This window comes from Methylobacterium sp. CM6247 (assembly GCF_054817925.1).
The window spans coordinates 3,824,048-3,844,133 of record NZ_JBTXKX010000003.1; the positions used below are offsets into that span (position 1 = coordinate 3,824,048).

Consider the following 20,086-nt stretch of genomic DNA (forward strand, 5'->3'; position numbering starts at 1 on the left):
TCAGCGCTCCACCATGGTCACGCGGCGATTGTAGAGGTTCATCAGGAAGGCCGTGGCGAGGCTGAGCGTGAGGTAGACCGCCATGGTGATCGCCACCACCTCCACCGCCTGGTTGGTCTGGTTGAGCACGGTGCCCATGAAGACGTGGACGAGGTCGGGATAGCCGATCAGCACGGCCAGCGACGAGTTCTTGGTGACGTTGAGATACTGGCTGGTGAGCGGCGGCACGATCGCCCGCATCGCCTGCGGGACCACCACGAGACGCAAGCTCTGGCCCCGGCTCAGCCCCAGGGCGGAGGCCGCCTCCCCCTGCCCCCGCGCCACGCTGGAGAGGCCGGCCCGCACGATCTCGGCGATGAAGGCGGCGGTGTAGGTGGAGAGCCCGAGAACCAGGGCGGCGAATTCCGGCAGGATCGGCAGGCCGCCCTCGACGTCGTAGGGGCCGCGCGCCGGCCAATCGACCGCGACCGGATGGCCGGCCAGCGCCAGCCCGATCCAGGCGAGACCCGGCAGGAGGATCGTGAGGGCCAACCCCGGCAGCCAGGCCCTGACCGGAGGCAGGCCGGTCTCGGCCGCGCGGCGCGCCCGCCGCCGCAGGAGCGACAGGGCGGCAATGCCGGCGAGGAAAGCGATCGGCACCAGCCAGGCGGCGCCTGAGAATTCGGGGCTCGGCAGAACGAGACCGCGCTGCGAGACGAAGGCGCCCCCCAGGCTCGCAGGAGCCTCGGCCGAGGGCAGGGCCACCCGCACGGCCACGTACCAGACGAGCAGTTGCAGCAGCAGCGGCACGTTGCGGATTGCCTCGACATAGGCGGAGGCCAGCCCGCGCGCGAGGAGGTTCGGCAACAGCCGGGCGATGCCCACCACGAAGCCGATCAGCGTGGCGAGGACGATGCCCAGCGCCGCGGCGAGCAGTGTGTTGCAGAGCCCCACCAGGAACGCGTCGAGATAGGTCGAGGTCGCCGCCGCGTAGGGGATCAGCCGCTGGCCGATGTCGAACCCGGCATTGCGCGACAAGAAGCCGAACCCGGCGACGATGCCCTGTTTCGCGAGCTTCTGCGCGGCATTGCAGGCGGCGAAATAGACCAGACCGGCGACGGTGAGTGCCAGGACGATCTGGAGCGCGAGGGCACGCAGGGAGGTCTTTCGGGATTCAGCCATGACGGCATCCTCCACGCGCAACCCCTCTCCCCCCTGCGGGAGAGGGTGGCCTTCGCGTCAGCGAAGGTCGGGTGAGGGGAGCGCCCTCTCCGGAAAGACCTGTGCCGGCCCCTCTCCCGCCCGCTCCGCGGGCACCCTCCCCCGCGAAGGGGGGAGGGTCTTGCTCCCACACGCCCCTCACCGGATCGGAGGCCCGTATTGCAGGCCGCCCTGGTTCCAGAGGCCATTCAGGCCGCGCGGGATCTTCAGCGGTGTCTGCGCGCCGACATTGCGCTCGAAGGAATCGCCGTAATTGCCCACATGGCGGACGATTCGGTAGGCCCAGTCGGTGGTGAGGCCGAGGCCCTCGCCGTATTTGCCCTCAAGGCCGAGGATGCGCTTCGCGTCGGGGCTGAGCGCCGATCGACGCATCTCCTCGACATTGGCCTGAGTGATGCCCGCCTCTTCGGCGTCGATCATGGCGTAATGGGTCCAGGCGACGAGATCGCGCCATTGGTCGTCGCCCTGGCGTACGCCGGGGGCGAACGGCTCCTTCGAGATCGCCTCGTCGAGGATGACGTGCTCGTCCGGATGCGCCGTCTTCAGGCGCTCGCCGTAGAGGGAGGATTTGTCGGTGGAATAGGCGTCGCAGCGGCCGGATTCGTAGGCGCCCAGCGTCTGCTCGCTATTGGCGAAGGTGACGACCTTGTAGGTCAGGCCCCGCGTGCGGAACCAATCGGCGAGGTTGAGCTCGGTGGTGGTGCCCTGCTGCAGGCAGATCGTCGCCCGGTCGAGCTGTTTCACCGACATGATGGCGAGGGACTTTCGCACCAGGAACCCCTGCCCGTCATAGAAGGTGATGACCGGGAAGTTCATGGCGGCGGTGTCGCGGGACAGGGTCCAGGTGGTGTTGCGCGACAGGACGTCGATCTCGCCCGATTGCAGGGCGGTGAAGCGCGCGGCCGAGGATTGCGGGATGAACCGCACCTTGGCCGGATCGTCGAAGATCGCCGCCGCCAGCGCCCGGCAGAAATCCACGTCGAGCCCGCGCCACTGGCCCTGGCTGTCCGGAATGCTGAACCCCGCGACCCCGCCGCTGACGCCGCAGACGAGATGCCCCCGCGCCTTGACCTGAGCGAGGGTGCCTTGGGCGAGGGAAGGAGACGCGGTGAGGATGGCGAGGAGCGGGATCGAGACCAGTCGCATCCGCGCATTGCAGAGGATCGGCCGCCGCGGTCAAGCCGCCGCCCTCACCATCGTCATCCCGGGGCCGCATAGCGGAGCCCGGGATCCAGACGCACATACATTGCGAGGATGGATCGCGATCATGCGGCCGCGTCAGCGCTGATTCCAACATCCGTCGCGACTCTGGATTCCGGGCTCGCCTTCGGCGACCCGGAATGACGGTGGGCTTAGGCAGCGCGAGGTTGACGCGTCGTCTCCCGCGAGGCTGAGGTTGCGGCGCAACCGCCCTCCCCGCATACGGGTTTCCATGTCGAACACCCCTCCCCGCGATCCCGCCCGCTTCGGCCCGGCCACACGCCTCGTCCATGCGGGGCGCGATCCGTCCGCGCAGCATGGCTTCGTCAACACGCCGATCTATCGCGGCTCGACGGTGCTGTTCCCGACCTATGACGACCTGCAGCACCGGCGCGGGCGCTACGATTACGGCACCAGCGGCTCGCCGACGATGGATTCGCTCACCCAGGCCTGGAGCGAGCTCGCCGGGGCGGCGGGTACGGTGCTGACACCCTCCGGCCTCGCCGCCCTCACGGTCGCCCTCATGAGCGTGGTGAGCGCGGGCGACCATCTCCTCGTCACCGACAGTGCCTACCGCCCCACCCGCATCTTCTGCGACGGCGTGCTGAAGCGCTTCGGCGTGGAGGTGACCTATTACGATCCCCTCGTCGGCGCCGGCATCGGCGCTCTGATGCAAACGAACACCAAGGCGGTTTTGGTGGAGGCGCCGGGCTCGCAGAGCTTCGAGATGCAGGACGTGCCGGCCATCGCGGAGGTCGCCCATGCGCATGGCGCCGCCGTCATCATGGACAATACCTGGGCGACGCCGCTGTTCTTCCCGCCGCATGAGCGGGGCGTCGACATCGCCGTGGAGGCGGGAACCAAATATCTCAGCGGCGGCTCGGACCTGCTCCTCGGCCTCACCTCGGCCAACGAACGATACTGGCCGGCGCTCCACCGCACCTTCGAGCATTTCGCCATGTGCGCCGGGCCGGAGGATGCGTTCCTGGCGCTGCGCGGCCTGCGCACCATGAACCTGCGCCTGCGCGAGCACGAGCGCCAGGGCCTCGCCATGGCGCGCTGGCTGCAGGCGCGGCCGGAAGTGCTGCGGGTGCTGCATCCGGCCCTGCCGGAGGATCCCGGCCACGCCATCTGGAAGCGGGACTTCTCCGGGTCGTCCGGCCTGTTCGGAGTGGTCCTCAAACCGGCTCCGGCGAACGCCGTGGCGGCGATGCTCGACGGGCTCGAACTGTTCGGGATGGGCTTTTCCTGGGGCGGCTTCGAGAGCCTCGTCATCCCGTTCGATTGCCGGACCTACCGCACCGCCACGCGCTGGGAGCCGGGCGGACCGGGTTTGCGCTTCCATATCGGCCTCGAGGAGATTTCGGATCTGCAGGCCGATCTCGATGCGGGGTTCGCACGCCTGCGCGCCTCGATGGGATGAGCCCCTCCCCCTTGTGGGGAGGGATCGAGGGTGGGGGTGGTTCCGCCGGACTCCGCAACAGGGTCACCCAGCCACCCCCACCTCCAACTCCTCCCCACAAGGGGGAGGAGGGTCTTTCACGGCGCCAGCCAGGTCCCCGCCCAGCCGTCGCCGTCCCGCTTCCAGGCGGCGCGCCGGTGTCCCCGCCGGTCGAGGAACAGGAATTCGAGCCGGGTGGCACTCACCTGAACCGCGCAGAAATTCGGCCAGCCGGCGGCGATGGCCGCGTCGGTCTCCGGCAGGGAATAGCCCTCGCCCGAGGCGAGTTCGGTGCCGGGCCCCGGCGCCACGCCATAGCAGACCCGGCTCATCGTCATCGATCCGTCCCAGGCGGCATCCGCCAGGGCATCGTCGGTATGGAGCGTGGCCGGGCCCGAGACCCGGATCTGGACCTTGCTCGCCGAATCGTAGCCGTGCAGCGCGGCCCGGCCGGAGGCGGCGATCTCGGCGGCCTTGCGGGACCGGCGGTCGCAATGGAAGCGCAGGATCCCGGTCCGCCGGTCGGCCTCGCGCAGGACGATGGTGCGGACCTGCGGGCAGCCGTCGGAATCCACCGTGGCGAGGGCCGGCATGTGGAAGGCGTTGCGGCGCAGCCTCGGCCCGTCCTCCAGAAGCTGCCAGAGATGCGCCAGGCTGGCGTCGAGATCGTCGAAGAAATCCGGCAGCGGAATCGTCGGGGGAGTCATGCCGAGAACGTCACGGAACGGGATCCGCCCCGGACTTCCGGCGCTTTTCCTTCAGGATCAGCGCGACGTTGCGGAGATAGATGCCCGTCGAGAGGGCCTGTCCGAAGATGATGACCGGCTCGCGCCGCACCAGCCCGTAGACCAGGGTCATCAGCCCGCCCGCGATGGAGAGGAACCAGAACGAGAGCGGCATGACGCTGCGGCCAGCCTTCTCGCTCGCCAGCCATTGCAGGATGAAGCGGGCACCGAACACGACCTGGGCCAGGATGCCGAAGACGAGCCAGCCGTCGAACTTGGTGACGAAGATGTCGTAGGCGTAGCCGCTCAGGTCTTCCGAAAGCTGCATCAGCATGGGTTCAGGCCTCCCCACCGGTCACGAGAGCGCCCTGCGCCGAAGTGGATGCCGGTTCGGCGAAAAAAGAGCTTGGCACGACAAAGGTCTAGATCTCCACCGCCTCGGGCGAGGGCCGCTTGCGGCGGATCAGCCACCACACCCCCGCGAGATCGAGGAGCCCGACCCAGAGCCGGTCGAACAGGCCGTAATTGGAGCGCCCGGTGAAGCGCGGCCGGTCGACCACGTCGGCATGGACCACGCGGTAGCCCTCGCGGGCGACGAGGGCCGGCATGAAGCGGTGCAGCGCATCGAAATAGGGCAGCGCCCGGTAGACCTCGCGCCGGAACACTTTCATGCCGCAGCCGGTATCGCGGGTGTCGTCCTTGAGGATGCGGCCGCGCACGCCGTTGGCGATGCGCGATTGGAGGGTCTTCAGGCGCCCGTCCTTGCGGCCGACGCGCTGGCCCTGGGCCAGGCCCGTGCTCCGGCCGCCCTCCTCCAACGCTGCCACCAGGGCGGGGATGAAGGCCGGATCGTTCTGGCCGTCGCCATCGAGGGTGGCGATGAGGGCGCCCCGCGCCACGGCGACGCCGCTGCGGATCGCGGCCGATTGCCCGCCGCTGCGGGCATGGCGGACCACGCGCAGCCAGGGCCGGGTACGGCGCAGATCGCCAAGGACCGCCCCGGTGGAGTCGGTGGAGCCGTCATCCACATAGATCACCTCGAACGGGACCAGGGCCGAGCAGGCGCGCTCGATCTCGGTGACGAGGCTCTCGACATTGCCGGCCTCGTTCTTCACCGGGACGACGATGGACAGGCGGGTGGAGGGGGCTGTGTCGGTTTGGGTCACGGGGTCACCGCATAGGCCGAGAGGTCGATCCGCCGGCCGCTGTTGATGTTGAAGCCGGAGACCCGGCCGACCGGGGCAGCCTTGACGGGGGTATCCTTAGCGCGTGTCTCCGCCCGCCGGAACTCGTCCAGGAACGGCTCGGTGACGAAGACGAGGCGGCAGCCGCCCCCTGCCAGGAACTCCGCCGCCTCGGCCCCGGTATTCAGCATGGCGAGGTCCGTCCCGATGAGGAAGACGAGGCTCGGCTCGCGGTAGCCGAGGCTGGCGACCTTCGGGGCGGCGCAGGGCAGCCCGTCGCGGAGGGCGGCGAGGCGCGGCGAGACCTTCAGCGCCGCGAGCACCGGCTGGGTCAGGCCGAACACCGCCGGCGAGAGCAGGGCCGAGGCCAGGATGGCGCAGGCCAGCGCCCGTTCGGGCAGGCGGCGGGCGAACAGCACGACAGCGAGGATCGCGGCGGCGCAGGAGGCCAGCAGCAGCGGCAGCCCGGCGACGGGGATCACGTGGTCGAAGGTCCAGGCCACGCCGACGAGGCCGAGGGTCAGGCCGACCGGGATCAGCACCGCCAGGGCGGCCACGGCCCTGGCTCCCCGCCGGCCCGGATCGAGGGCGCCGCGCCCCACGGCCAGGAGGGTGAGGATCGCCACGGCCGGCATCAGCGGCAGGACGTAATGCGGCAGCTTGGTCGGCACCGCCTCGAACAGGATCCAGGCGGGCACGATCCAGGCGAGGAGGAACGCGATCGCATCGTCGCGCCGATTGGCGAAGGCGAAGGGCGCGCTCAGCGCCGCGAAGGCGGCCCCCGGCCAGAAGGTGGCGAAGAACACCGCCAGATAGGTGCCGGGCGGCGCGCCGTGCTTCTCGGCGGCTCCCCCCACCTTGCCGAGCATGTCGCGACCCACCGCCTCGCCGAAGAACGCGCCGCCGCTCTTCCACGCGATGGCGACGAACCAGGGGGCGACGATGGCCAGGGTCAGCCCGAGGCCGAGGCCGGGACGCAGGTCCATGAGCCAACGGCCGGACCGCTCCTTCAGCGACAGCGCGAACGCGGCGAGCCCGACGAAGAGCGGCACCATAGGCCCCTTGATCAGGATGCCGATCGCCATGGCCAGCCAGAACACCAGCACGGTCGTGAGATCGGGCCGGCCCCGCGTCCGTCCGGGCGTGATCCGGCCGAGCCAGACCCGCGCCAGCGCGCCCATCGCGGCGACCGAGCAGGCGGTGAGGAGGGCGTCCGTCTTGGCGAGGCGCGCCTCCGCCGAGATCATGATGCAGGCCGAGAACAGGGCGGCGGCGACGAGCGCGCCCCGGCGCGGCAGGAAGGCGAGGGCCGCCCAATAGGTGAACAGGCTCGCCAACAGCGCGCCGATCAGCGAGGGCACGCGGTAGAGCGCGATGGTGGTGCGGGCCCGGTCGACCCCCAGGGCCTCGGCCCCCTTCACCACCGTGGCCTGCACCCAGTAGATCCCCACCGGCTTCTTGTGGCGCGCCTCGCCCTGGAAGCGGATGTCGACGATGTCGCCGGTCTCGATCATCTGCTTCGAGGCCTGGGCGAAGCGCGGCTCGTCGCGGTCCATCGGCTGGAGCGAGACGAAGCCCGGCAGGAAACAGACGAGGCAGAGGGCCAGGAGCAGGGCGCAGGCGCGGGCATGGCTCGCCGAGGCCGCCTCGATCAGCCTGTCGAGGAAGCCCGCTCCATCGCCGGGCGGGACGGCATGTCCGGCATCGGCGGTTCTCATGAGACGGGACGCAGTGGGGCGGACATGGGGCGGCTCCGGGCCGACGGGCAGCCCTTGACGATCGGTCGATGCCGCGACGGGCGGCGGTGTCGATGATGCGGCCGGGAAAGTCAAATTCGCCCGCATCGGAGGAGCGCTGCCAGGATCACGCAAAAGCAGCGAAACGACGGCGGTAATCACCGGGCGTCGTCGCGATCCGGCGCAGGAAGACCCGGCGCAGGGTTTCCTCGGCACGAAGGCCACAGCGTTCGGCGATGCGCTTCAGCGGCAGGTCGGTCTCCTCCAGCAGCCGGCGAGCGGCCTCGAAACGGATGCCCTCGATCGCCTCGGCCGGGCTGCGGCCCGTCGCGGCGCGGTAATGCCGGGCGAAACTGCGCGGGCTCATCCCGGCCCGGTCGGCCAAAGCGGGGATCGTCAGATCGGCGGCGAGGTTCTCGCCGATCCAGGCATGGAGGCGGCCGAACCGGTCGTCGCCGCCCTGAAGCGAAAGGGCCGCGCTGAACTGGGCCTGCCCGCCGGGCCGCTTGAGGAACACGACGAGGTGACGCGCCACGGCCAGGGACGTCTCCCGCCCGAGATCGGCCTCCACCAGGGCCAGCGCGAGATCGATGCCCGCGGTGACCCCGGCCGAGGTCCAGAGCGCGCCGTCGCGGATGAAGATCGGGTCGGCCTCGACCCTCGCCGCCGGATAGAGGGCCCGCAGGGCATCGCAGCGGGTCCAGTGGGTGACCACGCGGCGGCCGTCGAGGAGGCCCGCCGCCCCGAGGAGGAAGGCCCCGGTGCAGACCGAGGCGACGCGACGCGACCGGGCGGCCCGGCCGGACAGCCAGGAGACCAGGCCGGGATTGTCGAGATGGGCATGAACCCCACGCCCGCCGGCGACGATCAGCGTGTCGATGGAGCCGGAATTCGGAACCAGACCCTCGGCGGTCAGTGCGAGACCCGAGGAGGTGACGACGGAGCCGGCACGCTCGGCGACGACGCTGGCCCGATAAGGGGATGGCCGTCCGGCGTCGACGAAAAGGTCGTTGGCGGTGGCAAAAACCTGGAGCGGACCGGCTACATCGAGGAGCTGCACCCCCGGATAGGCCAGGATTGCCACGGCGAGTGGTCGCTCCCGCAATGGTTGGTTTGGCAGGATACGAGGGTTTTTGGTCATGTCGGCCGGCAACCTGCGCCGGTATCGTCGGATCTGTCCAGTCGCGGCCTTTCCGTTGCCGCCCCCTCCCGGAGACCCTTGCCATGCCGCAGACCGAGATCCGCTTCGAGATCGGCCTCCTGACCTTCGAGGGCGTGCAGCAGCTCGACCTCACCGCGCCCTACGAGGTCTTCGCCTCGCTGCCCGGCGCGCGCGTCCATCTCGTCGGCCTCGACCGCGCCACCGTGGTCAGCGCCACCGGGTTGCCGTTGACGCCCACGACGGATCTTACCGCCTGCCCGCCCCTCGACCTCCTCTGCATTCCGGGCGGGATCGGCGTGAACGCCCTGATGACGCACGCGCCGGTGCTCGATTTCGTGCGCGCCCAAGCCGAGCGGCCGATCCTGGTCACCTCGGTTTGTACCGGCGCCCTCATCCTCGGGGCGGCGGGCCTGCTGCGGGGGAAGCGCGCGACGACCCATTGGGGCGCCCTCGACCTCTTGGCGGCCTTCGGGGCGATTCCCGTCGACGAGCGAATCGTGCGCGACGGACGGATCATCACCGGGGGCGGCGTCACGGCCGGCCTCGATTTCGCCCTCGCGGCGGTGGCGGAACTCGCGGGCCGGACGGAAGCCGAGACGATCCAGCTGGCTCTCGAATACGCGCCGGCCCCGCCCTTCTCGGCGGGCCATCCCGGCACCGCCTCGCCTGAGGTGGTCGCGGCTGCCCGCGCACGATTCGCTGCCTCGCGCACCGCCCGCGAAACGATCATCGCGGGGATCACCGGGAACGGGGGGTTTTGAGCCTCATTCGTCATCGGGTCCGGAGGCGAGGGCATAGACCGCGTCGCCGAGGCGCTGGAACGGACCGTCGGGTCCCGAGCGCTTCCACAGCCGGGTGTTGAGGGCCGCCACCGGATCGATGCCGGGGACCGACAGGCCGCGCAGGGTCAGACCCTCCAGGATCTCGGCGGCGTGGAGGGGACGGCCCGCCTCCTCGAGGATCTCGGAGGCGGCCTCCATGAGGAGACGGCCCTCGCGCCGGGCCTGCGACCGGTCGCCGCCGGATTCGCCCGCAGGCTCCTCGCCTGCCGAATCCGGCGACGGGGCGACCGGGGCCGGATCGCGCCGCCCGTCCCCCGCCCCTCCGCTGGGCTCGGATATCCGGCGGCCGATATCGAGGAAGAGCGTGAGGTCGGCGATGGCCCGCTCGATCCGGGCCCGCTCACGATAGAGGTCGGAGAGGCGTGCCTCGGCCTCGGCTTCCGTCAGGAACATGGTAGCACCTCTGGAATATTCCAATTACGGAATATCTAGCAGAAGGCGTGCCGGGATGGAATATTCCTCTAGAATATTCGGAAGATGTCTCAGCCCGCGAGGGCGCGCCGTGCCGCACCGGCCTTGGATGCGCCCGCCTTCGCCCCGCCGAGCCTGGGCGGAACCAGCAGGGCGCTCGGATGGGCGGGCTGGAGCATCATGCCGGCCTCGTCGAGGGAGACGGGTAGTTTCGGGAAGACCTCCTGCATATGGGCGAGATCGGCCTTGAACGCCTGCCGGAAGCTGCGGATGCTGGCATTGTCGGCACCGAACTGGCTGTGCAGGTTGGCCCAGGTCAGCCGCAGCGGGCGCTGCAGGACGCGCAGGCGGTAGCCGAGCCAGAACAGGAGATCGAGCTTGCGGGCCGAGCCGGCGAAGGCGCGGGCCGCGCGGATATCCACCGGCAGGGCGTGCTGGATCAGGTTGTCGTAGAAATCCTGGTGGAACTGGACGGTCTTCGACCAGACCTGCCCCTCCCCCGATCCGTGCGAGAGCCAGAGGTCGAGCTGGCGGAAGGGCGGCACGTTGAGGGTGCTGGCCTTGTCGCTGCCGTCCCAGAGGCCGATCTGCAGGGTACAGGCGGCGAGCCGGTTGAGCTGTTCCTTGAACTGCCGGATCGTGCCGCGCTCGCCGCCGGTGACGGAAAATCCCATCTCCTTCATGAAGCCCGACAGGCTGTCCGCCACCGTGATGGTGGGGCTGCGCTGGCGCACCGCCTCGGTGCAGAGATGCAGCAGGACGAGGCGGGCCTTGGGGCCGTAGGGCAGGCCCTGGAACTCCATCTCGCCATTGACCGGGTTCTTGAGGCGGCCGGCCAGCAGGCTGAGGGAATTGCGGCCGTACTCCCGGAAGAACTCGCGGGCATCGCCCGGATCGCGATAGGGCAGGCCGCACAAGGCCAGCACGCTGTGGATGTGCTGCAGGTTCTCCGGCAGGGTCGGTTCGTTCTCGATGACCTCGCGCACCATGTCGCGCCGGCGCCGGTCGCGGGGCATGGCGCCGCGCATGTCGGCGGCCTCGCGCAGGCTCGCCGCCTCGGCGTCGCGGGCACGCTGCCGATGGAGGATATGCTCGACGATGCTTCCGAACAGGAAGCTGCCGCGGCCGGCCTCGACCTCCTCCAGGAGGTCGGGATCACGGATCTGGGCGAGCTTCTCCTCGATCCCCATGGCTGTCATCGATACCGGCGGCTCTGGTCACTGAACTCCCGCCATCGCACGATTCCGAGGCCAGGAGTCGCCGGGGCCGGATCTTATCCCGACAATCCACGGAGTCGGCCCAAGGGCTCGGCGAAGGGCTCGGCCAAGGGCTCGGCCACGGAACCCCGCAGCCGGGGGATCGCCGCACCCGTGCGGCGATCCCGCTGCCGGAAGAGACCGCGCCTCTAAGCCCTTCCGAGGTCTACGCAGAGTTCGATACGGGCCGGAATTCCGTTCTATCCCCATACTTCACCGGCAAACCCCGTTCTCCCCGCAGAATTCCATACGGATCGGCGCAGAATCCCATACGGATCGGGGCCGCGACAGCGCAGAATCCGATACGGCACCACGCAGAGTTCGATACGTCCTCGCGCAGAGTTCGATACGCGAAAGGGTCTCAACCTACGGGGAGACCACGCGAATTCGCCGTCCCATATAACTTGCTGAACTGACTCTCTAAAAAGAGGTTACTGATATCTTTCCTAATGGGTCGGTGGGTCGTTCGCTTTACCGGACGGCACGTTTTTTTGATCGATATCTTGGAATTTCCAGAATTCCTCCTCTCCCGGTCCACAGGTTCGGCACAGACGAGGATGGATCGCGCCTCCTGCGACACCGGCTTGAGGGGACGCCACCGGTTGGCCTAACCGTGGCCGAGCCCGGACCTGCGCCCTTCCCCCTTCCTGACTTTCTCCAGCATGGTGAGCCCGTGACATCCGAAGCCCCGATCGAGACCCTGCTGCGATTGATGGCGGCCCTGCGCGATCCCGAACGGGGCTGCGCCTGGGACCAGGTCCAGACCCTCGACAGCCTCGCCCCCTACACGCTGGAGGAAGCCTACGAGGTGGTGGACGCCATCGAACGCGGCGATCTCGCCGATCTCCAGGGGGAACTCGGCGACCTCCTGCTCCAGGTCGTGTTCCAGGCGCGGGTCGCCGAGGAGGCCGGGAGCTTCGCCTTCGACGACGTGGTCCGGACGATCTGCGCCAAGCTGATCCGGCGGCATCCGCATGTGTTCGAGGCGGATGGGTCGCTGCTGGCGGATGGTCCCGAGCGCCTGAACCTGGCGCAGCTCGACGCCAACTGGAATGCAGCGAAAGCGGCGGAACGGTCGGAGAAGACGGGGCGGTCCGAACACGCCGGGGGCGACCTCCTCGGCTCCGTCGCCAAGGCCCTGCCCGCCCTCACCCGCGCCGAGAAGATCAGCCGCAACGCGGCGCGGCACGGATTCGACTGGCCGGACGCGGCCTCGGTCGTCGCCAAGATCCGCGAGGAGGTGGACGAGGTCGCCGACGCGCTCGGGCGGAACGACCCGGATCACCTCGCCGAGGAGATCGGCGACCTGCTCTTCGCGGTGGTGAATCTCGCCCGGCATTCTGGAATAGACCCGGAATATTCCTTGAAAAGAGGGAATATCAAGTTCGAGCGGCGCTTCCACGCCATGGCGGCTTTGATCGCGGAGGATGGGGCAAGCCTGGACGAGGCCGATCTTTCCGCCATGGAGGCGGCTTGGCAGCGGGTGAAGCGTTCGGAAGCCTGATCGCCGGCTTGCTTCGGTCCGTTCGCCCGCCCGCGCTCTACCGCCGCCAGAACGGCCAATCGACGATCCGCGTGGCGTGGAGCGCCCACCAGACCAGAACCGGTTGGAGGGCGAGGCGGGGCCCGTGATACCACCAGCTATCGGGCAGGCCGGGAACGGAGATCCCCTCGACCGCGTGCTTGATATTGGCCGGAAACACGCAGATCGCGTAGGCGGCCAGGGCGTAGCCGGCAGCGCGGCGGGTGCGCGCGACGAACAGGCCCGCCACGCAGGCGAGTTCGTAGAGACCCGTCAGGATGACGACCTGCCTCGGCCAGGGCACCCAATCGGGCATGATCGGCAGGAACCTGTCGGCGGCCGCGAGGTGGAGGAGGCCGATGCCGCCATAGAGCGCGGCGAGGCCGAGCCGCGAGAGCAGGCGGCTGTGCGTTGGGGCCTCCGTCGTGGGGGCCTTCGGCGCGATGCCGCCCGGCCTCACGCCACTTCCGGCGCGACGCCGCATTCCTCGGCGATGAGACGGCGGAGCGCGTGGCTCAACGCGGCGACGGTCTCGTGCCCGCCGGGGAACGCCGTCGTCCCGATCGCCGTGACGGGAGACAGGCCGCGCAGGGAATTGGTCATGAGCACCGCCTCGGCGGCCAGGACCTCCTCGAGGGCGAGGGAGCGTTCCGTGGTCCCGATGCCGAGGGATTGTGCCAAGCCGAGAACCTGCGCCCGGACGATGCCGGGCAGTACGCCGTCCGACAGGGGCGGGGTGACGAGGCGCCCGTCCAGGATTGCGAACAGGTTGCCGGTCCCGGCGCAGGCGAGGTAGCCTTTGGTGTTGAGGAACAGGGCCTCGTCGAATCCCCGCGCCCTCGCCTCCCGGGCGGCGAGGATGGCGTCGAGATAGCCCAGCGTCTTGATCCTCGCGGCCGGCGAGGTCTCGTTGCGGCGGATCCCGCTCGGATGCAGCGAGACCGGCGCGAAACCCGACCCCGCCCGGCGCGGCGTGGCGGCGATCCACCAGACCGGCCGGGCCGGCTCCGGCGGGGCGAGGCCGCGCGGGCCGGAGCCGCGGGTGATCGTGGTGCGGAGCGCGCCGTCGCCGATGGCGGCGGCGACGCGGCGCATCGCCTCCCCCACTGCCTCCCGGTCGATGGAAAAGCCCAGATCGTCGGCCGAGGCGGCGAGCCGGGCGAGATGCGCCTCATGGAAGGCGAGGCGGCCGCCGAGGCAGAGGGCCGTGTCGAAGAGGCCGTCCCCGAGGGTCAGGCCCCGGTCGGCGAGGTCGAAAACATGGCGGCTGCCCTCGTGGAGGGCACCGTCAAACCACAGCATCGCGGCTCTCCCGCCACAGGCGCGCCAGATCGAGGAAGTTGCCGAACACCGCGTGGCCGTTCTCGGTCAGCACCGATTCCGGGTGGAACTGCACGCCCATCGTCGGGTGGCGCCGATGAGACAGGGCCATCACCTCGCCCTCCCCCGACACGGCATCGACGACGAGGGATTCGTCCATGCCCGGCTGCGGCGTGACGATGAGGGAATGGTAGCGGCCCACCTGCATCGGGTCGGGCAGGCCCGCGAACAGGCCGGACCCGTCATGCCGGATCGCCGTCGCCTGGCCGTGGAGCGGCCGCGCCGCCCGCTCGACCCGACCGCCGAAAGCCGCACCGATGGCCTGGTGGCCGAGGCAGACGCCGAGGATCGGGATCTCGCCGGACAGGGCCTCGATGGCGGGCAAGGTCACGCCGGCCTCGTTGGGGGTGCAGGGGCCTGGGGAGAGGATCAACGCCTCGGGGGCGAGCGCGCGGATGCCGGCGACGTCGACGGCGTCGTTGCGTAGGACCCTCACCTCCTGGCCGAGCTCCTCCACGTAGCGCACCACGTTGAAGACGAAGGAATCGTAATTGTCGACGACGAGGATCATGACGCCTCGCCCCGGTTGCGATCCGGCTCGAAGGCGGCGAAGACCCGCGCCGCCTTGGTCAGGGTCTCCTCGTACTCCGCGGCCGGGTCGGAGAGGAGCGTCACCCCTCCCCCGGCCTGGAGCACGGCGCGGGCCCCGTCCATGAACACGGTGCGGATGGCGATGGAGGTGTCGAGCGACCCGTCGAAACCGAGTGCGCCGATGGCCCCGCAATAGAGCTCGCGGGCATCGCCCTCGATCTCCGTGATGATGTCCATGGCGCGCAGTTTCGGGGCCCCGGTGATCGAGCCGCCGGGGAAGGTGGCGGCGATCAGGTCGATGGCGTCGAGCCCCTGGCGCAGGGTCCCGGTCACCACGGAGACGAGGTGGTGGACAGAGGCGTAGGATTCGAGCCCGCACAGGACCGGCACCTTGACGCTGTGCGGCTCGCAGATCCGCGAGAGGTCGTTGCGCAGGAGATCGACGATCATGATGTTCTCGGCCCGCTCCTTGACGTTGGCCTGGAGCGCCTCGCCCAGAGCCCGGTCCTCGGCGGGGTCCTCCACCCGGCGCACGGTGCCCTTGATCGGCCGGGTCTCCACTGCCCTGCCCTGCAGCTTCATGAAGCGCTCGGGGCTGCTCGACGCGATGGTGAGAGCGTCGAAGGACAGATAAGCGCCGAAGGTCGCCGGGTTGGTCTCACGCAGGCGGTGATAGAGCGAGAAGGGATCGTATCCCGCCGGCAGGGCCGCCTCGAAGCGCTGGGCGATGTTGGCCTGGTAGATGTCGCCGGCCCGGATGTAGTCGCGGACCGTCTCCACCGCCGCCTCGTAGGAAGCCCTGGTGAAGTTGGAGCGCCAGGCGAGGGGCGCGGCCTCTGCTCTCGTCCGGGCGCCGCCGCCGCCCGCGAGCAACTCCGCGAAACGGTCGAGCCGCGCCCGTGCCCGGTCGGCGCGGGCGGAATCCGTCCGTTCCGGAAAGCCGGTGGCGACGAGCCGGCAGGTGCGGCTGTCATGGTCGATGGACAGGATCGTGTCGTAGAGATTGAAGGCGATGTCGTCGGTGAGGCCGGCGCGGCGGGCCGGCGGCGTCACCCGCTCCAGGCAGGCGCCCAGATCGTAGGCGAAATAGCCGATGGCCCCGCCGGGAAAGCCGATCGCTTCGTCGCTCGCCAACCGGTAGGGCGCGAGGCAGGCGCGCAGGGCCTCCAGGCCGGACCCCTCGAGCGGGCGTCCGTCGAGCGACGCGCGGCCGTTCGCGTAGCGGAACCGCCCGAACGGGTCGGCAGCCACGATCGAGACGCGCCCCAGGGTCTCGTGGCGCATGGCGCTGTCGAGGAAGGCCAGTCCCGGCAGGGACGAGAACGCCTCCGCCGCCGCGACGGGATCGATGAAGGGGATCTCGCGGGTCCACATGATGCTGTCGGACTTAAGAGCTTGGCGCGGGCTGGGACACGGGCCCCTCCTGCGGCATGGTTTCCTGATGACGCGCCACAGGTGACACGGGTCGCGATCCGACGGAAGCCGCGCGGGCTGCATGGGCCGTGCAGGCTGTCGGCATGGTGCCCGGAACCGCCGCCCTCGCAACCGCGCGAGGATGGGCGTATAGGAAGGCTGCAACCTGGCACCCTCCGCCCCGAGAATCACGGCCGGTCGAGTTTTCCTCGGCCGCGACCGACGAGCGACCATGACCGTATCCGTCACCGTTCCGACCCCGGCGAAAGCCGCGCCCAAGATCTCCTTCGTCTCCCTCGGCTGCCCCAAGGCGCTGGTGGATTCCGAGCGCATCCTCACGCATCTGCGGGCGGAAGGCTATGAGCTCGCACGCCGACATGACGGGGCTGACGTCGTCATCGTCAACACCTGCGGCTTCCTCGATTCGGCCAAGGCCGAATCGCTCTCGGCCATCGGCGAGGCCATGGCCGAGAACGGCCGCGTCATCGTCACCGGTTGCATGGGCGCGCAGCCCGAGGAAATTCGCGAGAAATATCCGAACCTCCTCGCGGTGACCGGGCCCCAGGCCTACGAATCGGTGGTCGCTGCCGTGCACGAGGCGGTGCCCCCGGCCCATGACCCGTTCCTCGATCTGGTGCCGCCGCAGGGGGTGAAGCTCACCCCGCGTCATTACGCCTATCTGAAGATCTCCGAGGGCTGCAACAACCGCTGCACCTTCTGCATCATCCCGTCCTTGCGCGGCGACCTCGTCAGCCGGCCGGCCGGCGACGTGCTGCGCGAGGCCGAGAAGCTGGTGAAGGCCGGCGTCAAGGAATTGCTGGTGGTCTCGCAGGACACTAGCGCCTACGGCGTCGATATCCGCTACGCCACGAGCCCCTGGCGCGACCGCGAGGTGCGGGCGAAATTCTACGATCTCTCCGCCGAACTCGGCGAACTCGGCGCCTGGGTGCGGATGCACTACGTCTATCCCTACCCGCACGTGGACGACGTCATCCCGCTGATGGCCGAGGGCAAGATCCTGCCCTATCTCGACATGCCGCTCCAGCACGCCAGCCCGTCCGTGCTCAAGCGCATGCGCCGGCCGGGCAACCAGGAGAAACAGCTCGAGCGCATTCGGCGCTGGCGCGAGATCTGCCCGGACCTCGCCATCCGCTCGACCTTCATCGTCGGCTTCCCCGGCGAGACCGAGGCCGAGTTCGAGGAATTGCTGACCTGGATCCGGGAAGCCAAGCTCGAGCGCGTCGGCTGTTTCGAATACGAGCCCGTGGGCGGCGCGGTGGCCAACGGGCTCGGCGATCTCGTCCCGCCGGAACTCAAGGCCGAGCGCAAGCGCCGCTTCATGGAGGCGCAGCAGGGCGTCTCGGCCCGCCTGCAGAAGGCGCGCGTGGGCAAGCGCCTGCCGGTCATCATCGATGCCGTCGAGGGCGGTATCGCCAAGGGCCGCTCGAAATACGACGCGCCAGAGATCGACGGCAACGTCCACGTCACCTCGCGCCGGCCGCTGCGGGTCGGCGACATCGTCACCGTGAAGATCGAGCGGGCCGACGCCTACGACCTCTACGGCAGCGCGGTCTGACACCGCCCACCAATGAGCCCCACCGGCCGCGACCGGCGGGGCCTTCCTCGTTAGCCGGGGTGTTCCTGACCCGTCAGGAGTTCTTGCTCGTCAGGAATTCTTGCGCGGGCGGTGGTTCGGATCGATGCCGCCTTCCGGCGTGGTCTCGTTGTCGACATCGCCTTCGAAAGTCGACTCGCCTTCGAGATCACGGGGGTCGCCCCCCGACATCGTCATCCCCTTCGAGGTGCCGATTCCGGGATTGCCCTTGAGGTCCGCATCGGTCGGGACGTCGGTTTTCATGTGCTTGTTGGACATGAGCGCTCCATCACAGCTGCGATGACCCGTCAACGCGGCACCCACCGGCCAAGTTACCGGGTATCGTGCCGCATCAGGAATCGATGGACGCGCTGTCGATCCGGGTGATCCCGGCGCGGTCCATCTCGTCCCAGGCGCGGGCGAGCGAGCCGCTCTGGTCGATCGCCCTCACGGCGTCCTCCACCACGACGATGTCGAACCCCGCGCGCCGTCCGTGGAGGGCGCTCCAGGCGACGCAGAAATCCGTGGCGAGGCCACAGAGGAACAGGCGGGTGACGCCGCGTTCGCGCAGGTATCCCGTGAGCCCCGTGGGCGTGACGCCATCGGCTTCGAGGAAGGCCGAGTAGCTATCCGTATGCGCATGGTAGCCCTTGCGGATCACCAGCTCGGCCTGGTCGGCATGCAGCTCGTCGGAGAGCCGCGCGCCGGGCGAGCCCTGGATGCAATGGTCCGGCCACAGGATCTGTGGGCCGTAGGGCAGATCCATGGTCTCGAACGGGTGTCGCCCGGCATGGCTGGACGCGAAGGAGACATGCCCGGCCGGATGCCAGTCCTGAGTCAGGACCACATGCGGGAACAGGGCGGCGAGGCGGTTGATCGGCGCGATCACCGCATGGCCGTCCGGCACCGCGAGGGCTCCGCCGGGCAGGAAGTCGTTCTGGACGTCGACCACCAGGAGAAGGTCGCGCTCACCTGGGGTCATCATTCGCTTCGTCCTGTTGTCGGGTGATCCCAGGATCGCGGTATCCTTGAATCACGGGATACTCGGATCACGAGATGCCTGAATCAGGGGATGCTCGGATCCGGAGATTCTTGGATCCGGAGATTCTTGGATCACGGGGTCATGATCGTGGCGCCGGTGGTCTGGCGTCCGGCCAGATCCTTGTGCACCTGCACCGCGTCGGCGAGTTTCGCCCGTGCATGGACGGGGATCTTCACCGCGCCGCTCGCCACCACGCCGAACAGGTTCTCGGCCATGGAATCGAGGGTGGACCGCGTCCCCGCATGGGCGAACAGGGAGGGACGCGTCGCGAAGAGCGAGCCCTTCTGGCCCAGCACCGCCAGGTTGAAGTTCTCCACCGGGCCCGAGGCGGAGCCGAAGCTCACGAACATCCCCAGCGGGGCGATGCAGTCGAGGGAGGCCGGGAACGTGTCCTTGCCGACGCCGTCATAGACGACGCGCACGCCCTTGCCGCCGGTGATCTCCCTGACCCGCGCGGCGAAATCCTCGTCGCGGTAGAGGATGACGTGATCGCAGCCATTGGCCCGCGCCAGTTCCGCCTTCCCGGCCGAGCCCACCGTGCCGATGACGGTGGCGCCGATATGCTTGGCCCATTGGCAGGCGATGAGGCCGACGCCGCCGGCGGCGGCGTGGAACAGGATCGTGTCGCCGGGCTTCACCGGGCAGGTGCGGTGCAGGAGATACTCGGCGGTGAGGCCCTTCAGCATCATGGCCGCGGCGGTGTCGTCGTCGACCCCGTCGGCGAGATGCACGGCGGCGCTGGCATTGATCACCACCTCCTCCGCATAGGTGCCCTCGGCCGAACCGTAGGCCACGCGCTCACCCACCCGGAACCCGGTAACGCCCTCGCCGATGGCGGTGACGACGCCCGCCCCCTCCTTGCCGGGGGTGAAGGGCAGCTGCGCCGCCTTGTAGGCGCCCGAGCGAAAGTAGATGTCGATGAAGTTGACGCCGATGGCCGTCTGGCGGACGCGGATCTGGCCGGGGCCGGGCTCGCCGACCGCCACCTCCTCGTAGCGCATCACTTCGGGTTCGCCATACTCGTAGACCCGGATCGCCTTGGGCATCGTCGTCACTCCTCGTCTGTCCGATGGACGCGACATAAGCTGCCGGTATTAAGGGGCAAGTCCGGCGCTGCCGATTGAGGTGCCCGGCCGGAGGCGCGGGCGGCATGGCCATTGCGAAACATCGCCCGCCTCGTGTGAGTAGAGGCCGGGCGGCGGCGTTCCCCGGCAACCGCGACGGAGGGTGGCAGCGTTCCATGGAAGAGATCGTCTGGATCAGGCCCGCCGATTACGATCCCGCCGTCGTCGCGGGGCTCGTGTTCCAGCCGGAGCCGGGCCTTCCCGCCTTCGAGGTCATGGACCGCTGCCGGGTGGTGATGATGTTCAAGGCCGGGATCGCCTGGGAAATCAGGCCGTTCACGCAACTCACCTTGAAGATCGTCGAGGAGCCGGAAGGCTGAAGT

Annotated in this window: 21 protein-coding genes; 5 read left to right on the plus strand and 16 right to left on the minus strand. The window is 69.4% G+C overall.

Translation table 11 applies throughout. The features are described 5' to 3' along the window. Both ACYQOP_RS19000 and ACYQOP_RS19005 read right to left on the minus strand, forming a co-directional pair. On the minus strand, nucleotides 1-1,161 hold the full coding sequence (locus ACYQOP_RS19000; RefSeq protein ID WP_461223455.1) for an amino acid ABC transporter permease: 1,161 nt from the start codon (nucleotides 1,159-1,161) through the stop codon (nucleotides 1-3). A 177-nt stretch (nucleotides 1,162-1,338) separates the two neighbouring features. Beyond that, nucleotides 1,339-2,346 (minus strand): amino acid ABC transporter substrate-binding protein, encoded by a 1,008-nt coding sequence (locus tag ACYQOP_RS19005; protein WP_461223456.1) that lies wholly within the window; start codon nucleotides 2,344-2,346, stop codon nucleotides 1,339-1,341. 286 nt (nucleotides 2,347-2,632) lie between these two features. Here ACYQOP_RS19005 and metC point away from each other — a divergent pair, with 286 nt between their 5' ends. Next, nucleotides 2,633-3,823, plus strand: coding sequence for a cystathionine beta-lyase (gene metC, locus ACYQOP_RS19010; RefSeq protein WP_461223457.1), 1,191 nt, complete (start codon nucleotides 2,633-2,635; stop codon nucleotides 3,821-3,823). A 116-nt stretch (nucleotides 3,824-3,939) separates the two neighbouring features. Here metC and ACYQOP_RS19015 read toward each other — a convergent pair whose 3' ends face one another. From ACYQOP_RS19015 to ACYQOP_RS19035, 5 genes are all read right to left on the minus strand, one after another. Next, nucleotides 3,940-4,548 (minus strand): pyridoxamine 5'-phosphate oxidase family protein, encoded by a 609-nt coding sequence (locus ACYQOP_RS19015; protein WP_461223458.1) that lies wholly within the window; start codon nucleotides 4,546-4,548, stop codon nucleotides 3,940-3,942. A gap of 10 nt (nucleotides 4,549-4,558) precedes the next feature. Next, nucleotides 4,559-4,900 carry a lipid-A-disaccharide synthase N-terminal domain-containing protein gene (locus ACYQOP_RS19020; protein ID WP_056425711.1) on the minus strand — a complete coding sequence of 114 codons (342 nt, stop codon included), beginning with the start codon at nucleotides 4,898-4,900 and terminating at the stop codon, nucleotides 4,559-4,561. A gap of 88 nt (nucleotides 4,901-4,988) precedes the next feature. Continuing rightward, nucleotides 4,989-5,732 carry a glycosyltransferase family 2 protein gene (locus ACYQOP_RS19025; protein ID WP_461223459.1) on the minus strand — a complete coding sequence of 248 codons (744 nt, stop codon included), beginning with the start codon at nucleotides 5,730-5,732 and terminating at the stop codon, nucleotides 4,989-4,991. Further along, nucleotides 5,729-7,468, minus strand: a complete 1,740-nt coding sequence (locus ACYQOP_RS19030) for an ArnT family glycosyltransferase (RefSeq protein ID WP_461223460.1) — start codon at nucleotides 7,466-7,468, stop codon at nucleotides 5,729-5,731. Before ACYQOP_RS19030 ends, ACYQOP_RS19025 begins: the two co-directional genes overlap by 4 nt. A gap of 145 nt (nucleotides 7,469-7,613) precedes the next feature. Then, nucleotides 7,614-8,627, minus strand: coding sequence for a GlxA family transcriptional regulator (locus tag ACYQOP_RS19035; protein ID WP_461223461.1), 1,014 nt, complete (start codon nucleotides 8,625-8,627; stop codon nucleotides 7,614-7,616). Between the two features lie 83 nt (nucleotides 8,628-8,710). Between ACYQOP_RS19035 and ACYQOP_RS19040 the strand changes: the two genes are divergently transcribed. Then, nucleotides 8,711-9,409 carry a DJ-1/PfpI family protein gene (locus ACYQOP_RS19040; RefSeq protein WP_461223462.1) on the plus strand — a complete coding sequence of 233 codons (699 nt, stop codon included), beginning with the start codon at nucleotides 8,711-8,713 and terminating at the stop codon, nucleotides 9,407-9,409. A 3-nt stretch (nucleotides 9,410-9,412) separates the two neighbouring features. Here ACYQOP_RS19040 and ACYQOP_RS19045 read toward each other — a convergent pair whose 3' ends face one another. Together ACYQOP_RS19045 and ACYQOP_RS19050 are read right to left on the minus strand one after the other, a co-directional pair. Continuing rightward, on the minus strand, nucleotides 9,413-9,883 hold the full coding sequence (locus tag ACYQOP_RS19045; RefSeq protein WP_461223463.1) for a winged helix-turn-helix domain-containing protein: 471 nt from the start codon (nucleotides 9,881-9,883) through the stop codon (nucleotides 9,413-9,415). Nucleotides 9,884-9,972: 89 nt separating this feature from the next. Beyond that, nucleotides 9,973-11,091: a replication protein RepA gene (locus ACYQOP_RS19050; RefSeq protein ID WP_056425726.1), complete on the minus strand. Its 1,119-nt coding sequence runs from the start codon at nucleotides 11,089-11,091 to the stop codon at nucleotides 9,973-9,975. A gap of 739 nt (nucleotides 11,092-11,830) precedes the next feature. On the opposite strand from ACYQOP_RS19050, the gene mazG reads away from it, so the two are divergent. Further along, nucleotides 11,831-12,661, plus strand: coding sequence for a nucleoside triphosphate pyrophosphohydrolase (gene mazG, locus ACYQOP_RS19055; protein ID WP_461223464.1), 831 nt, complete (start codon nucleotides 11,831-11,833; stop codon nucleotides 12,659-12,661). Nucleotides 12,662-12,698: 37 nt separating this feature from the next. Here mazG and ACYQOP_RS19060 read toward each other — a convergent pair whose 3' ends face one another. From ACYQOP_RS19060 to pabB, 4 genes are read right to left on the minus strand one after another with little or no spacing between them, the layout of a single operon-like run. Then, nucleotides 12,699-13,163 carry a DoxX family protein gene (locus ACYQOP_RS19060; protein ID WP_461223465.1) on the minus strand — a complete coding sequence of 155 codons (465 nt, stop codon included), beginning with the start codon at nucleotides 13,161-13,163 and terminating at the stop codon, nucleotides 12,699-12,701. Continuing rightward, the gene (locus ACYQOP_RS19065) at nucleotides 13,136-13,981 is read right to left on the minus strand and encodes an aminotransferase class IV (RefSeq protein ID WP_461223466.1); all 846 of its coding nucleotides are present in this window, start codon (nucleotides 13,979-13,981) and stop codon (nucleotides 13,136-13,138) included. Before ACYQOP_RS19065 ends, ACYQOP_RS19060 begins: the two co-directional genes overlap by 28 nt. After that, on the minus strand, nucleotides 13,968-14,570 hold the full coding sequence (locus ACYQOP_RS19070) for an anthranilate synthase component II (protein WP_461223467.1): 603 nt from the start codon (nucleotides 14,568-14,570) through the stop codon (nucleotides 13,968-13,970). Before ACYQOP_RS19070 ends, ACYQOP_RS19065 begins: the two co-directional genes overlap by 14 nt. Further along, nucleotides 14,567-15,964, minus strand: a complete 1,398-nt coding sequence (pabB, locus tag ACYQOP_RS19075) for an aminodeoxychorismate synthase component I (protein WP_461223468.1) — start codon at nucleotides 15,962-15,964, stop codon at nucleotides 14,567-14,569. The genes ACYQOP_RS19070 and pabB overlap by 4 nt, the downstream gene beginning before the upstream one ends. A gap of 271 nt (nucleotides 15,965-16,235) precedes the next feature. Here pabB and rimO point away from each other — a divergent pair, with 271 nt between their 5' ends. Beyond that, the gene (gene rimO, locus ACYQOP_RS19080; RefSeq protein ID WP_461223469.1) at nucleotides 16,236-17,579 is read left to right on the plus strand and encodes a 30S ribosomal protein S12 methylthiotransferase RimO; all 1,344 of its coding nucleotides are present in this window, start codon (nucleotides 16,236-16,238) and stop codon (nucleotides 17,577-17,579) included. 90 nt (nucleotides 17,580-17,669) lie between these two features. On the opposite strand, the gene ACYQOP_RS19085 is transcribed toward rimO, so the two are convergent. The 3 genes from ACYQOP_RS19085 to ACYQOP_RS19095 form a co-directional block, all read right to left on the minus strand. Continuing rightward, nucleotides 17,670-17,876 carry a hypothetical protein gene (locus ACYQOP_RS19085; protein WP_056425741.1) on the minus strand — a complete coding sequence of 69 codons (207 nt, stop codon included), beginning with the start codon at nucleotides 17,874-17,876 and terminating at the stop codon, nucleotides 17,670-17,672. Between the two features lie 73 nt (nucleotides 17,877-17,949). Beyond that, nucleotides 17,950-18,582 carry a bifunctional nicotinamidase/pyrazinamidase gene (gene pncA, locus ACYQOP_RS19090; protein WP_461223470.1) on the minus strand — a complete coding sequence of 211 codons (633 nt, stop codon included), beginning with the start codon at nucleotides 18,580-18,582 and terminating at the stop codon, nucleotides 17,950-17,952. 128 nt (nucleotides 18,583-18,710) lie between these two features. Then, nucleotides 18,711-19,685: a quinone oxidoreductase family protein gene (locus ACYQOP_RS19095; protein WP_461223471.1), complete on the minus strand. Its 975-nt coding sequence runs from the start codon at nucleotides 19,683-19,685 to the stop codon at nucleotides 18,711-18,713. Between the two features lie 104 nt (nucleotides 19,686-19,789). On the opposite strand from ACYQOP_RS19095, the gene ACYQOP_RS19100 reads away from it, so the two are divergent. Then, on the plus strand, nucleotides 19,790-20,083 hold the full coding sequence (locus tag ACYQOP_RS19100; RefSeq protein WP_461223472.1) for a hypothetical protein: 294 nt from the start codon (nucleotides 19,790-19,792) through the stop codon (nucleotides 20,081-20,083). The last annotated feature ends 3 nt before the right edge of the window (nucleotides 20,084-20,086 follow it).